Here is a 13,080-nt window from a genome sequence, read left to right as displayed (position 1 = left end):
TGCTTTGGTGGGTGCTGAGGGTTTCGAACCCCCGACCCTCTCCGTGTAAAGGAGACGCTCTACCGCTGAGCTAAGCACCCCAGCGAGTCGATTAGTTTACGGCATCCTTCAGCGCTTTGCCAGCCTTGAAGGTCGGGTTCTTCGAGGCAGCGATCTTGATGGAGTCACCGGTCTTCGGGTTGCGGCCAGTGCGCTCGGCACGGTCGCGCACCTGGAAGGTGCCGAAGCCCACGAGGGTCACGCTGTCACCCTTCTTCAAGGCCTTGGTGACTTCGGACACGAAGGCATCGACGGCACGACCAGCTTCGGCCTTGGAAATATCGGCAGCAGCGGCGATAGCGTCGTTCAGTTCGGCTTTATTCATTTCTTGATGACTCCATGTGCGGCAGAAAGCCGCGGAATTAAGGATCGGGTATCGGCTTGGCCTGCCTCGCCTGACGAAGCCCCGATTGATTTGCACTACCGAGCATACCCGTTTAAGGCGCTCTTAAGCCTTGTATTTATACCAGCGGGCACATACCCGCGCAAGCCGAAAAGCCAGCAACGGCGAGGGTTTGAGCTACTTACGTGAACCCGGTTCAGCGCGCGTCAGTGCTTAACGCGCGCATTCGACGACGCCTTTTGCTTGCGCCGTACCGGTGCCTGCTCGCCGTCAGTGGCGGCAGCCTTGGGCGTCAGCGGCCGCTCCAGCGCCAGATCGAGCACTTCGTCGATCCACTTCACCGGCACGATCTTCAGATCGCGGGTCACGTTCTCTGGAATGTCGGCCAGATCCTTGCGGTTTTCCTCTGGAATCAACACGGTGCGGATGCCACCACGCAACGCGGCCAGCAGTTTTTCCTTGAGCCCGCCAATCGCCGAGACGCGCCCACGCAAAGTGATCTCGCCGGTCATCGCCACGTCGGCCTTCACTGGCACCTTGGTCAGCATGGACACCAGCGAGGTTACCATCGCAATGCCTGCGCTGGGACCATCCTTGGGCGTGGCGCCATCAGGCACGTGCAAGTGCACATCCTGCTTCTGCAGGAAGTCGGCCTCGATGCCGAGCCGCTCGGCGCGCGAGCGCACTACCGATAGCGCGGCAGAGGCCGATTCCTTCATCACATCGCCGAGTTGGCCGGTCAGGATCACCGCGCCCTTCCCCGGCACCAGGGTCGATTCGATCTGCAGCAGGTCGCCACCAACCTCGGTCCAGGCCAGCCCCGTGACCAGGCCGATTTCATTCTGCTCCTCGGCACGACCGAAGTCGAAGCGACGCACGCCCAGATACTTTTCCAGATTCTTGGAGCCGACGCTGACCCGCGCCTTGTCCTTGCCCGCGCGCCCTTTCTTCGCCGTCATTTTCTTTGCCACGGCCGCCGGCTGCGGACCGGCCAGTGCGATCTCCTTGACCACCTTGCGGCAGATCTTGGCGACTTCGCGCTCGAGGTTACGCACGCCGGACTCGCGCGTGTAGTAACGCACGATGTCGCGGATCGCATCGGCGCCTATTTCCAATTCGTCCTGTTTGAGCCCATTGGCTTTGAGCTGCTTGGGCGTCAGGTAACGCGTGGCGATGTTGAGCTTCTCGTCCTCGGTATAGCCGGGGATGCGGATCACCTCCATGCGATCCAGCAGCGGACCGGGAATGTTGAGCGAATTGGAGGTGGCCACGAACATCACTTCGGACAGATCCAGGTCCACTTCCAGATAGTGATCGTTGAAGGCGTTGTTCTGCTCCGGATCGAGCACTTCCAGCAGCGCCGAGGACGGATCGCCACGGAAATCCATCGACATCTTGTCGATTTCGTCGAGCACGAACAAAGGATTCTTGCTGCCGATCTTGTTGAGGTTCTGCACCATGCGGCCCGGCATTGAACCGACGTAAGTGCGGCGATGTCCGCGAATCTCCGCCTCGTCGCGCACGCCACCCAGCGACATCCGCACGAACTTGCGATTGGTGGCCTTGGCAATGGACTGACCCAGCGAGGTTTTGCCGACACCCGGCGGCCCGACCAAGCACAGGATAGGCCCCTTCATCTGCTTCACCCGCGACTGCACGGCGAGGTACTCGAGGATGCGCTCTTTGACCTTCTCCAACCCGTAGTGATCGGCATCCAGGGTTTCCTGTGCCACCTTCAGATCTTTGCGCACTTTGCTGCGCTTCTTCCACGGCACGCCCAGCAGCCAATCGAGATAGTTACGCACTACCGCGGCTTCGGCCGACATCGGCGACATTTGCCTGAGCTTGTTGAGCTCGGCCTTGGCCTTGGTCTCCACCGGCTTGGGCATCCCCGCCTCGGCGATCTTGCGCGCCAGTTCCTCCAGCTCACCCGGCGCATCGTCGAGGTCCCCCAGTTCCTTCTGGATCGCCTTCATCTGCTCGTTGAGGTAGTACTCGCGCTGGCTTTTCTCCATCTGCGACTTGACCCGACCGCGGATGCGCTTCTCCAACTGCTGCACGTCGATCTCGCCATCGACCAGACCGACCAGCATCTCCAGCCGCTCGCCCACCTGGAGCATTTCCAACAGGCGTTGCTTGTCGGCCAAACGCACGCCGATGTGTGCGGCGATGGTATCGGCCAGACGTCCGGGCTCATCGATGCCCGACAGCGTCTGCAACAACTCCGGCGGCAATTTACGGTTGGTCTTGACGTATTGCTCGAACAGCGACATCAACGAACGCGCGATCGCCTCGACTTCACGCTCCTCGCGTGACTCGACGGCATCGATCTCGCGACCTTCGCCCTGGAGCGCACCGTCGCGCTCGACCACTTTGTTCACGCTGACACGCGACAGACCTTCGACCAACACCTTGATGGTGCCATCGGGCAACTTAAGCAGTTGCAGCACCTGCGCCAACGTACCGACGTTGTACAGATCGACCGCCACCGGATCGTCGGTCTCGGCGGATTTCTGCGCGACCAGCAAAATGCGTTTATCTGCCTCCATCGCATGCTCAAGCGCACGCATGGATTTGTCGCGACCGACGAACAGCGGGATGACCATATGCGGAAAGACCACCACGTCGCGCAACGGCAACACCGGCAGGTCGAGGACTTCGGATGGAGACTGAGCCATGAGGATTCCGATATGGGAGGCAGGGACGCGTGACGCGCGGCCATAAAAACGCCGATGGCCCCGTTATGGGGCCATCAGCAGGATGATGCAAGGGCGCAGAAAGATATTCTTCCTTTTCAGCGACTTACCGCACAGTCTGGAGCTGCCACAGGATCGGCACAGGTGCCATCCGGCTCACTCCGCAGATGCCAGCTTGGCCGGCGCCGGAGGCGTCTGGTAGATCAGGTAGGGTTCGGACTTGTGCTCGATCACCGACTCGTCCACGACCACCTTGCTGACGTTTTCCTGCGACGGCAGTTCGTACATGGTGTCCAACAGCACGGACTCGACGATGGTACGCAGGCCACGTGCGCCGGTTTTGCGCTTGAGCGCTTTCTTGGCGATGGCCAGTAGTGCGTCCTGACGGAATTCCAGCTCCACACCTTCCATCTCGAACAGCTTTTTGAACTGCTTGGTGATCGCGTTCTTCGGCTCGGTCAAGATCTTGATCAACGCCGGCTCGTCCAGCTCCTCGAGCGTGGCCACTACCGGCAGACGACCGACGAACTCGGGGATCAGACCGAACTTGATCAAGTCTTCCGGCTCGACCTCGGCCAGGATCTTGCCGACTTCACGCTTGCGCTCGACACTCTTGACCTTCGCGCCGAAGCCGATGCCACCGGCATCGTTGGAACGCTGTTGGATCACCTTGTCCAGCCCGGCAAAGGCACCGCCGCAGATGAACAGAATATTCTTGGTGTCCACCTGCAGGAATTCCTGCTGTGGATGCTTGCGCCCGCCCTGCGGCGGCACCGAGGCAACCGTGCCTTCGATCAGCTTCAGCAGTGCCTGCTGCACGCCTTCGCCGGACACATCGCGGGTGATCGACGGGTTCTCGCTCTTGCGCGAGATCTTGTCGATTTCGTCGATATAGACGATGCCATGCTGCGCCTTGTCGACGTCGTAGTCGCACTTCTGCAGCAGCTTCTGGATGATGTTCTCCACGTCCTCGCCGACGTAACCGGCTTCGGTCAATGTGGTCGCATCGGCGATGGTGAACGGGACATTGAGCAAGCGCGCCAACGTCTCGGCCAGCAACGTCTTGCCAGAACCGGTCGGGCCGACCAGCAGGATGTTGGACTTGGCCAGTTCGACCTCGTCGTTCTTCTGCCGGCTCTCGATACGCTTGTAATGGTTGTACACCGCCACGGCCAGCGTGCGCTTGGCGCGTTGCTGGCCGATCACGTACTGGTCGAGCACTTCCAGAATTTCGCGCGGCTTGGGCAGGCTACTGCGTGCGGACTGCGCCTTTTCCTCGAGCTCCTCGCGAATGATGTCGTTGCACAACTCGACGCATTCGTCGCAGATGAACACACTCGGCCCCGCAATCAGCTTGCGAACCTCGTGTTGACTCTTCCCGCAGAACGAGCAGTAAAGAATCTTGTTGCTGTCGCCGGAACGGCCCTGCCGGTCTTCGCTCATTAGCTTCGCTTACCCAGTTACCCCACCCGATGCACGGGGGTTCGATTTCGAGAATAACACAGGGCCGGATGGACGCTAGCCCGACCCCGACCCTGCGGAATACGCCACGTTTTCCAGTACATGCAAGCCTTATGCCGGCTGGATCGACTCATCAGGGCGACGCTCCAACACCTGATCGACGAGCCCGTAGGACTGCGCATCGGCGGCACTTTTGAAGTTATCGCGCTCGGTGTCGCGGGCAATCGTTTCCAGCGACTGGCCCGTGTGCTTAGCCAACACCTCGTTCAGTCGCGCACGCAGGGTCAGAATCTCGCGCGCGTGGATATCGATATCGGTCGCCTGCCCCTGGAAGCCTCCCAGCGGCTGGTGGATCATCACCCGCGAATTCGGCAATGCGTAGCGCTTGCCGGCTGCACCCGAGGCCAGCAACAGCGCCCCCATCGACGCGGCCTGACCGACGCAGATGGTGCTCACGTCCGGCTTGATGTATTGCATGGTGTCGTAGATCGCCATGCCTGCGGTGACCACGCCACCTGGGGAATTGATGTAGAGGCTGATGTCCTTTTCCGGATTGTCCGCTTCAAGAAACAGCAACTGCGCCACGACCACGTTGGCCATGTGGTCGTCAATCGGGCCGACCAGGAAAATGAGGCGCTCTTTCAATAAGCGCGAGTAAATATCGTAAGCACGCTCGCCGCGACTGGTCTGCTCGACCACCATCGGAACCATATTCAAGGCCTTGGTTACATTGTCCACGCGGTGATCTCCTGCTGCTGTGTGTCGTGCCTGCACGGGTGTGCAGGGTTTCTCATGTCCACTCCGCAACTGCGGAGGCATGGGCTTACATCCGCAACCCGCATGCACGATGCGGGCCACGGCATGGTGCCACCTTATTGGCGGATCGCTTCCTGGAACGTCATCGCCTGCTCGGTGTGCTGGGCGCGCTCGGCGATCCAATCGATCACCTGCTCTTCCATCACGCGGCTCTGCAGCCCCCCCATCAATTGGGGATCGTTGCGGTACATCTCAATGACCTGCTCCGGCTCCTCGTAGGTCGAAGCGATCAGGCGCAGCGTCTCCGAAACCCGCTTGGGGTCCAAACGCAACTCGTTGCGGCGCGCGACCTCGCCAACCAACAAGCCAACCAGCACGCGCTTGCGCGCGGCATCCATGAAGCCCTGATGCGCATCGTCCGGCACCTGACCCGGATCGCGGCCGGCGCGACGCATCTGCTCGACCTGTTCGGCCAGCATCGCGCGGGCTTCGTTCTCGACCAGACGCGGCGGCATCTCCACCGACGCATAGGCAACGATCAGTTGCTCACCCACCTCGCGGCGCAGGCGATTCATCAGCGCCCCCTTGAGCTCCCGCTCCAAGTTGACACGAATGTCTTTGCGGAACTGCTCGAGATCACCACTCTTCACGCCAAAGCTCTTGATGAACTCCTTGTCCACCTCCGGCAACACCGGGGCAGCGACCTCGACTGCCTTCACATGCACCTGCACCTGCTTGCCGGCGAACTGCGGCACGCGCCAGTCGGCAGGAAAATCGACCGAAAGGGTCTTTTCCTCGTCCTTGGACAGGCCGAGCAAGCCCTGCTCGATCGCCGGGAACATGACACCCGAGCCGATCACGCTGCTGCCCTTCTCCACACCTTCGGCGGGCAAGCGCTCATCACCCACCTGCGACCAGGTCTCCAAGGTCACCAGATCGCCATCCTGCGCCGCACGCCCAGCCGGCTGCCAGGTACGGCGCTGTAGACGCAGGTTCTCGATCATCTGCGCGATGTCGGCGTCGGTGACCTCGGCGGTATGACGAATGACCTGCAACGCGGAAACATCGATATCGCCAAACTCGGGCACCACCTCGAACGTCGCCACGAACTGCAAGGCGTTGTCGTCGGCGCGGTCAATACGCGGATTACCAGCCAGGCGCAGCGCGTGCTCGCGCACCGCCGAGTCGAAGGTCTCGCGCAGCAGGCCATCCAACGCCTCGGCGCGGATCTGCGGCCCGAAACGCTGCTCGATCACCTTGGCCGGGATCTTGCCGGGACGGAAGCCCTTGATCCGCGCGGTGCGCGCGACTTCGCGCAGGCGACCGCCGACATGGCTTTGCAGACGCTCCTCCGGCAAGGTGAAAGTCAAACGCCGTTCCAGGTTACCGGTGGTTTCGATCGAAGCTTGCATGTGGACTCCTGCCACCGGGAGCGAACGGCTCTCGGCACGATATAGAAGAATACGGATTGGACGCGGGCACGGGACGACCGCAGCCGGATAGTTTCGCCTATTCCCGCCATGCCTGCCAGCGCAAGGCCAAAGGCCATGAGCCAGCGACACGGGAAGAGACTGACCTATCAGGCCTTGAGACCTATGCCAGACCTGACCGATGGATGGTGCGAAAGAGGGGACTCGAACCCCTACGCCTTGCGGCACTGGTACCTAAAACCAGGGCGTCTACCAATTCCGCCACTTTCGCGCTTTGGCGCCGAACGCGCCTACCGAGACACATTGTTGCAGGCTATGCGGAAAAGAAAAAGGCACCTGTTTCAGCAGGCGCCTTTTTATTTTTGGTGGGCCGTCAAGGATTCGAACCTTGGACCTATTGATTAAGAGTCAACTGCTCTACCAACTGAGCTAACGGCCCTGAAACTTAGTCGCACATCGTATGTGCTTTCTGACTTTCTTGCAACATCCCGAAAAGCAGCGGTTCACGCGGTCAATGGGGTGGCTGAGGGGACTCGAACCCCCGACATCTGGAATCACAATCCAGTACTCTAACCAGCTGAGCTACAGCCACCATTGAACACTTGCACTATCTGCCAGACGCCGATGTTGGCGCGCCCGACAGGAATCGAACCTGTAACCGCCGGCTTAGAAGGCCGGTGCTCTATCCAGTTGAGCTACGGGCGCCCATTCCGGATTGTCGCATTCCTCTGAGCCGTTGCACATCGGATTGGTCGGGGTAGAGGGATTCGAACCCCCGACATCCTGCTCCCAAAGCAGGCGCGCTACCAGACTGCGCTATACCCCGGCAGAACACCCCTCGCGGCCGAGGCTGCGAAGGTCGGCTATTGTGGGAAGCTGGCGCCTCGCTGTCAACGTCGCGCGCGCGCGACATCGCCTGCGCTATGCTCGACGCCTAGCATCGACATCAGTCGGGGCGACTTTTTACTTGGAGAAACAGCATGATCCGCAGCGGCAACCCTGCGCTGAAAGAATCCACCTTCCTCGACCTCGGCAGCGGCGCGGTGATCGCGCGCGATGGCGGAGCGATGACCCTGAACGGCACCGTCAACAAAACCGGCGCCCTGCTGCTGCTGACCGTCTTGACCGCCGCATTCGCATGGAGCCAATCGCTTTCGGTCGATGCCGCAGGCCGCGAGGTGGTCGCACCGGGCGTGATCGGCTACGTCCTGGGCGGCGCGATCGGTGGCTTCATCCTGGCCCTGATCACCACGATGAAAAAGCAATGGTCGCCGATCACCGCGCCGCTGTATGCGCTGGTGGAAGGCTTCTTCCTTGGATCGATTTCGGCACTGTACGAACATCGCTTCAACGGCATCGTGATGCAAGCAGTGATGCTCACCTTCGGCACCTTGTTTGCCTTGCTGTTCGCTTACCGCAGCGGCGTGATCAAGGCCACCGAAAACTTCAAGCTGGGCGTGGTCGCGGCCACCGGCGGCATCGCCCTGGTGTATCTGGCGACTGCCGTGCTGGGCCTGTTCCACATCCAGATTCCCTACATCCATGGCTCGGGCACGGTCGGCATTGTGTTCAGCCTGTTCGTGGTCGTGGTGGCAGCGCTGAACCTAGTGCTGGACTTCGATCTCATCGAGAGCGGCGTGAAACAGGGCGCGCCCAAATACATGGAATGGTATGGCGCGTTCGGCCTGATGGTCACGTTGGTGTGGCTGTATATCGAGTTCCTGCGCCTGCTGTCGAAGCTGCAATCGCGCAATTAACGGCATCGGCACGCATCCCGCGAGCCCCGATCCATAACGCAACAGGGCGCCGCATGGCGCCCTGTTTTTTTGACCGATTCGGCCGCACTTGGCCTCACAGACGGCTGGCGATGGCCTTGGCAAAGCCCATGGTGTTGCCACTGCCGCCCAGGTCCGGCGTCACCCCGTCCTTGGCATCCAGCGTGGCGACGATGGCATTGCGCAAACGTTCGGCGTTCTGCGGCTGGCCGATGTGGTCCAACAGTTGCGCCGCACCCAGCAGCAGCGCGCAAGGATTTGCCTTGCCCTGCCCGGCGATGTCCGGAGCCGAACCGTGCACGGCTTCGAAGATGGCCGCATCCACACCGATGTTGGCACCGGGCGCCAGGCCGAGGCCGCCAACAAGACCGGCGCACAGATCCGACAAAATGTCGCCGAACAGGTTGGTGGTGACGATGACATCGAATTGTTCCGGGCGCATCACCAACTGCATGCACGCGTTATCGACGATCATTTCCTGGAATTCGATCTCCGGATAGTGCGCCGCGACTTCGCGCGCCGCTTTCAGGAACAAGCCCGATGTGGACTTGATGATGTTGGCCTTATGTACCGCAGTGACCTTCTTGCGGCCGGTCGCGCGGGCCAGATCGAAGGCATAGCGGACGATGCGCTCGGAGCCCTTGCGGGTGACCTTGGCCATCGACAGCGCGGTCTCGCCATCGGCCGACACTTCCTGGCCTTCGCTCAAATATGCGCCTTCGGTGTTCTCGCGCACAGTGATCAAATCCACCCCGGCACCGAAGCGCGACTTGGTATTGGGAAACGACTTGGCCGGACGCACGTTGGCGTACAGATCGAACTGGCGGCGCATGGCCACATTGATCGAGCTGAAACCCTCGCCCACCGGCGTGGTCAGCGGACTCTTGAGCGCGATCTTGTTCTTGCGGATCGATTCCAGCGTCGCGGCAGGCAACAGGTCGCCATGTTTCTCCAGGGCAACCAGACCAGCGTCGGCATACTCGTAGGTGAGGCCAGCGTTCAGCGCATCGAGCACGAACAGGGTCGCGTCCATGATCTCGGGGCCGATGCCATCGCCACGGATGATCGTGATTGTCTGCGTCATAAAATTGCCGATTCCGTACAGAGAAGGAGCGCCGCCCGGAAACCGGGCTGCAGGCGCAAGGAGGTTTCAGGTGTAATTATGCCCGAAGCGGGCGAAAGCCCCCAAACCGCGCCAGCCCCGCCAACGCGCCATCGGCACGAGTCGGGGGGAGCGCGACGGGAGACAGCGTCAACCATGCGCATGCGCCGCCGGCGCGGCGGCACCGGCGTCGAGAGTATCCAGAAAATCCACCGCACGGCGCAGGTGCGGGATGACGATCGAGCCGCCGACCACCAGCCCCACCGAGAAGGTCTCGAAGAATTCCTCGCGGCTGACTCCCGCGTCCTTGCACTGGGCAACGTGGTAACTGATGCAGTCGTCGCACCGCAGTACGAGCGAGGCGACCAGACCGAGCAGCTCCTTGGTCTTCACGTCCAACGCACCGGCCTGGTAGGTCTGCGTATCCAGCGCGAAGAAGCGCCTGACCACCTGATTCGGCTCGTCCAGAATGCGCTGATTCATGCGTTGCCGGAACTCGGTGAATGCACGCACGCGCTCCTCGGCACCGCCCTCGCCCATCGCACTCATCCCTGTCCACCGGAAGCATGGGCATCGAGCAGCGGCTCCAGCTTGCCGGCCCGATGCAGCGCCATCATGTCGTCGTAGCCGCCCACATGGACATCGCCGATGAAGATCTGCGGCACGCTGGTGCGGTGCGTCAGGGAGACCATCTTGTCGCGCTCGGCTGGATCCAGATCGATCCGCACCTCGCTCCAGCTACATCCCTTACTTTTGAGGAAATTCTTGGCCGCCACGCAGTAGGGACAGATCGCGGTGGAATAAATAGTGATCGGCGGCAGGCCGGCCTGGTCAGCCTCGATGGTTGGGTTGTCCACGGGAAACTCCGGGCAATCTGAAAGGTCTAAGTCACTATGGTAGCGCCTGGGTGGATTTTCGAGTCCGCAGCCGCAACACTGCGGATCACTCTGGTCTCACCGTCGTCTCCGGACGCCACCTGGCGCCCGCCAGCCCCACATGGAGCCTGTCTTGCGCCTGCTGCCGCTTGCCTTCGCGATCACCCTGACCATCGCCTGCGCCGTTGCGCCGGCACAGGAGAACAAACTACCGGACATCGGCTCCTCGGCTGGCGAATTGCTGACCCCGGCGCGGCAGGCCGAGTACGGCAAGATGATGCTGGCCGAATTGCGCAGCTACGGCTATGTCTTGGAGGACCCCTTGATCCAGGACTGGCTACAGACCATCGGCACCCGACTCGGTGCCAACAGCGATCAGCCGCAACAGAAGTTCACCTTTTTCATGCTGCGTGACCGCCAGATCAACGCCTTCGCCACCCTCGGCGGCTATGTCGCGGTCAATGCCGGGCTGGTGTTGGTCGCCGAGCGCGAGGACGAAGTGGCCGCCGTGCTGTCGCACGAGATCGCCCACATCACCCAGAAGCACGTGCTACGCGGGGTGGAGCGCGCGCAGCGCGACCAGGTGCCAATCCTGCTCGGCATGCTCGCCGCAGTGGTGGCCGCGCAGCAAGCCGGTGGCCGCTCCGGCGGCCAAGCGACCCAGGCGGCGATCGCCAGCGGCCTGGGGCTGATGCAACAACGGCAAATCAATTTCACCCGTTCCAACGAGTCGGAAGCTGATCGCCTGGGCATTCGCACCCTGGCACGCAGCGGCTACGACGTCGATGCGATGGCCGACTTCTTCGACCGCATGTCGCTGGCGATGCGCGGCAACCAGGGGGGCTACACCACACCGGACTTCCTGATGACCCACCCGGTCACCGCCACCCGTATCAGCGAAGCGCACGAACGCGCCGAGCAGATGAAGAAGAACACCCTGACCTTGGTCACCAGCGTACCGGGCGGCACCTTGCAAGAGCGCGTCGACCCAAACGACGTATCGCTCAGCCAGCCCCTGGGCGCACCGAGCAATCCATTACTGCCAGGCAACCTGCAACTACCGTTCACCAGCTATTCGCACGGTGTCAGCGGCCAGTTCGATTGGGCGCGCGAGCGCTTGCGCGTCCTCAGCGCCAACACCCCAGCCGATGCAGTCCGCGAGTACGAGGCCCTTCGCCAAGGCAGCAAGCAGGGCCTGAGCGATGCGCAGCGCTATGGACTGGCGCTGGCGCGGTTGCGCGGTGGCGGCAGCCCGCAGGAAGCCGCAAAGACACTGGAGAGCTTGCTGCAAGCCCACCCGGACAACTGGTGGCTCAGTCTGGCGGTAGCCGAAGCGGAGGCCCGAAACGGGCACCCCCAACAAGCCGAGCAACACTTCGACGCCCTACTCAAGCGCATGCCCAACAACCGCGCGATCGCGCTGAGCTTCGCCACAGTGCTCAACGAACAAGGCGGACGCGGGGCGGGGAAGCGGGCACAGGCCGCGCTACGCCCACTCCTGGGCGCGGCGACGGAGGACCCGATATTCCAACGCATCTTCGCCCGCGCCTGCGAGCTGGCCGGCGACGACACCCGCGCCGGCGAAGCCTACGCCGAAGCCGCCTACCTGAACGGACATCCGGAACAGGCGCTGATCCAACTGAATAACCTGAAGAAGCGCGGCGATCTGGATTACGTGTCACGTTCACGGATCGATGCGCGCATCGCCGCCATCACCCCGACCGTACTGGAATTACGCCGCCAGGGCGTACAAGACGAGGAAATGCAACGGCACTGAAACGCGACCGTCGCATGCGTCACTTAATCGCAACAAAACCGTAGTCTACTGGCGATCTCTCTCCCCAGTTCCATGGTGCCGTTGTGCAGAAACGCATCCTGATCGTCGACGACGAGCCCGCCATCCGCGACATGGTTGCGTTTGCCCTGCGCAAGGGGGACTTCGAGCCGGTGCATGCCGGCGACGCGCGGGAAGCGCAGAGCATGATCGCCGACCGGGTTCCGGACCTGATCCTGCTGGACTGGATGCTGCCCGGCACCAGTGGCCTGGAGCTGGCACGGCGCTGGCGCAAGGATGCGATGACCCGCGAAGTGCCGATCATCATGCTCACCGCCCGCGGCGAGGAGAACGACCGGGTCGGCGGCCTGGAAGCCGGCGTGGACGACTACGTGGTCAAGCCGTTTTCCGCGCGCGAGTTGCTGGCGCGGATCCGTGCGGTGATGCGCCGTACCCGCGAAGACGACGAGGACGGCAGCGTTTCGGTCGGCAACCTGCGTATCGACGGCGCCGCGCACCGGGTGTTCGCCGGCGACGCGCCGGTTCCGATCGGTCCGACAGAATACCGCCTGCTGCATTTCTTCATGACCCACCCCGAGCGCGTGTACAGCCGCGCACAGTTGCTAGACCACGTGTGGGGCGGCAGCGTTTACGTGGAGGAACGCACCATCGACGTGCACATCCGCCGTCTGCGCAAGACGCTCGAACCATTCTCCGTGGAAAACATGGTGCAGACCGTGCGTGGCTCTGGCTATCGCTTCTCTGCATCCATCTAACCACCGCCCTCGCCTGCGCTAAGACGGGCGGACGGATCACTCTTTTTGCGACA

The 13,080-nt window shown here is 62.0% G+C and carries 11 protein-coding genes and 6 tRNA genes; 3 read left to right on the top strand and 14 right to left on the bottom strand.

What is annotated here, in order from left to right; genetic code table 11:
* Window positions 1-5 precede the first annotated feature (5 nt).
* The 11 genes from XALGPE39_RS03115 to XALGPE39_RS03065 form a co-directional block, all read right to left on the bottom strand.
* Window positions 6-80, bottom strand: a tRNA-Val gene (locus tag XALGPE39_RS03115).
* Between the two features lie 11 nt (window positions 81-91).
* The gene (locus XALGPE39_RS03110; protein ID WP_255352375.1) at window positions 92-409 is read right to left on the bottom strand and encodes an HU family DNA-binding protein; all 318 of its coding nucleotides are present in this window, start codon (window positions 407-409) and stop codon (window positions 92-94) included.
* A 179-nt stretch (window positions 410-588) separates the two neighbouring features.
* Window positions 589-3,060: an endopeptidase La gene (gene lon / locus XALGPE39_RS03105; protein ID WP_045726941.1), complete on the bottom strand. Its 2,472-nt coding sequence runs from the start codon at window positions 3,058-3,060 to the stop codon at window positions 589-591.
* A gap of 174 nt (window positions 3,061-3,234) precedes the next feature.
* Complete coding sequence (clpX, locus tag XALGPE39_RS03100) at window positions 3,235-4,521, bottom strand: ATP-dependent Clp protease ATP-binding subunit ClpX (RefSeq protein ID WP_012915123.1); 1,287 nt, start codon at window positions 4,519-4,521, stop codon at window positions 3,235-3,237.
* A gap of 129 nt (window positions 4,522-4,650) precedes the next feature.
* Window positions 4,651-5,277: an ATP-dependent Clp endopeptidase proteolytic subunit ClpP gene (clpP, locus tag XALGPE39_RS03095; RefSeq protein ID WP_045726940.1), complete on the bottom strand. Its 627-nt coding sequence runs from the start codon at window positions 5,275-5,277 to the stop codon at window positions 4,651-4,653.
* Window positions 5,278-5,411: 134 nt separating this feature from the next.
* Window positions 5,412-6,707, bottom strand: coding sequence for a trigger factor (tig, locus tag XALGPE39_RS03090; protein ID WP_045726939.1), 1,296 nt, complete (start codon window positions 6,705-6,707; stop codon window positions 5,412-5,414).
* Between the two features lie 204 nt (window positions 6,708-6,911).
* Window positions 6,912-6,996, bottom strand: a tRNA-Leu gene (locus XALGPE39_RS03085).
* Between the two features lie 92 nt (window positions 6,997-7,088).
* A tRNA-Lys gene (locus XALGPE39_RS03080) sits at window positions 7,089-7,164 on the bottom strand.
* A 76-nt stretch (window positions 7,165-7,240) separates the two neighbouring features.
* Window positions 7,241-7,317 (bottom strand) — tRNA-His (locus XALGPE39_RS03075).
* 36 nt (window positions 7,318-7,353) lie between these two features.
* Window positions 7,354-7,430, bottom strand: a tRNA-Arg gene (locus XALGPE39_RS03070).
* Window positions 7,431-7,474: 44 nt separating this feature from the next.
* Window positions 7,475-7,551: transfer RNA gene (locus XALGPE39_RS03065), tRNA-Pro, on the bottom strand.
* A 157-nt stretch (window positions 7,552-7,708) separates the two neighbouring features.
* Here XALGPE39_RS03065 and XALGPE39_RS03060 point away from each other — a divergent pair.
* Entirely contained in the window at window positions 7,709-8,482 is a 774-nt protein-coding gene (locus XALGPE39_RS03060) for a Bax inhibitor-1/YccA family protein (protein WP_045728922.1), read from the top strand.
* A 94-nt stretch (window positions 8,483-8,576) separates the two neighbouring features.
* Here XALGPE39_RS03060 and XALGPE39_RS03055 read toward each other — a convergent pair whose 3' ends face one another.
* From XALGPE39_RS03055 to grxC, 3 genes are all read right to left on the bottom strand, one after another.
* On the bottom strand, window positions 8,577-9,584 hold the full coding sequence (locus XALGPE39_RS03055; RefSeq protein ID WP_045726938.1) for an isocitrate dehydrogenase: 1,008 nt from the start codon (window positions 9,582-9,584) through the stop codon (window positions 8,577-8,579).
* A gap of 168 nt (window positions 9,585-9,752) precedes the next feature.
* Window positions 9,753-10,151 (bottom strand): carboxymuconolactone decarboxylase family protein, encoded by a 399-nt coding sequence (locus tag XALGPE39_RS03050; protein WP_045726937.1) that lies wholly within the window; start codon window positions 10,149-10,151, stop codon window positions 9,753-9,755.
* Window positions 10,148-10,459 (bottom strand): glutaredoxin 3, encoded by a 312-nt coding sequence (grxC, locus tag XALGPE39_RS03045; protein ID WP_045726936.1) that lies wholly within the window; start codon window positions 10,457-10,459, stop codon window positions 10,148-10,150. The genes XALGPE39_RS03050 and grxC overlap by 4 nt, the downstream gene beginning before the upstream one ends.
* Before the next feature lie 139 nt (window positions 10,460-10,598).
* Here grxC and XALGPE39_RS03040 point away from each other — a divergent pair, with 139 nt between their 5' ends.
* Complete coding sequence (locus tag XALGPE39_RS03040; RefSeq protein ID WP_200893857.1) at window positions 10,599-12,254, top strand: M48 family metalloprotease; 1,656 nt, start codon at window positions 10,599-10,601, stop codon at window positions 12,252-12,254.
* A gap of 83 nt (window positions 12,255-12,337) precedes the next feature.
* Window positions 12,338-13,027, top strand: coding sequence for a phosphate regulon transcriptional regulator PhoB (phoB, locus tag XALGPE39_RS03035; protein ID WP_045726935.1), 690 nt, complete (start codon window positions 12,338-12,340; stop codon window positions 13,025-13,027).
* The last annotated feature ends 53 nt before the right edge of the window (window positions 13,028-13,080 follow it).

The organism is Xanthomonas sp. GPE 39 (genome assembly GCF_000963005.1).
GTDB lineage: Bacteria > Pseudomonadota > Gammaproteobacteria > Xanthomonadales > Xanthomonadaceae > Xanthomonas_A.
This window is presented reverse-complemented; position numbering and strand designations above follow the sequence as displayed.

Bases quoted from the DNA above. Each gene is read 5' to 3' on its own strand.
- lon (WP_045726941.1), bottom strand. From the start codon at position 3,060: ATGGCTCAGTCTCCATCCGAAGTCCTCGACCTGCCGGTGTTGCCGTTG.
- clpX (WP_012915123.1), bottom strand. From the start codon at position 4,521: ATGAGCGAAGACCGGCAGGGCCGTTCCGGCGACAGCAACAAGATTCTT.
- tig (WP_045726939.1), bottom strand. From the start codon at position 6,707: ATGCAAGCTTCGATCGAAACCACCGGTAACCTGGAACGGCGTTTGACT.
- XALGPE39_RS03055 (WP_045726938.1), bottom strand. From the start codon at position 9,584: ATGACGCAGACAATCACGATCATCCGTGGCGATGGCATCGGCCCCGAG.
- XALGPE39_RS03050 (WP_045726937.1), bottom strand. From the start codon at position 10,151: ATGAGTGCGATGGGCGAGGGCGGTGCCGAGGAGCGCGTGCGTGCATTC.
- XALGPE39_RS03040 (WP_200893857.1), top strand. From the start codon at position 10,599: ATGGAGCCTGTCTTGCGCCTGCTGCCGCTTGCCTTCGCGATCACCCTG.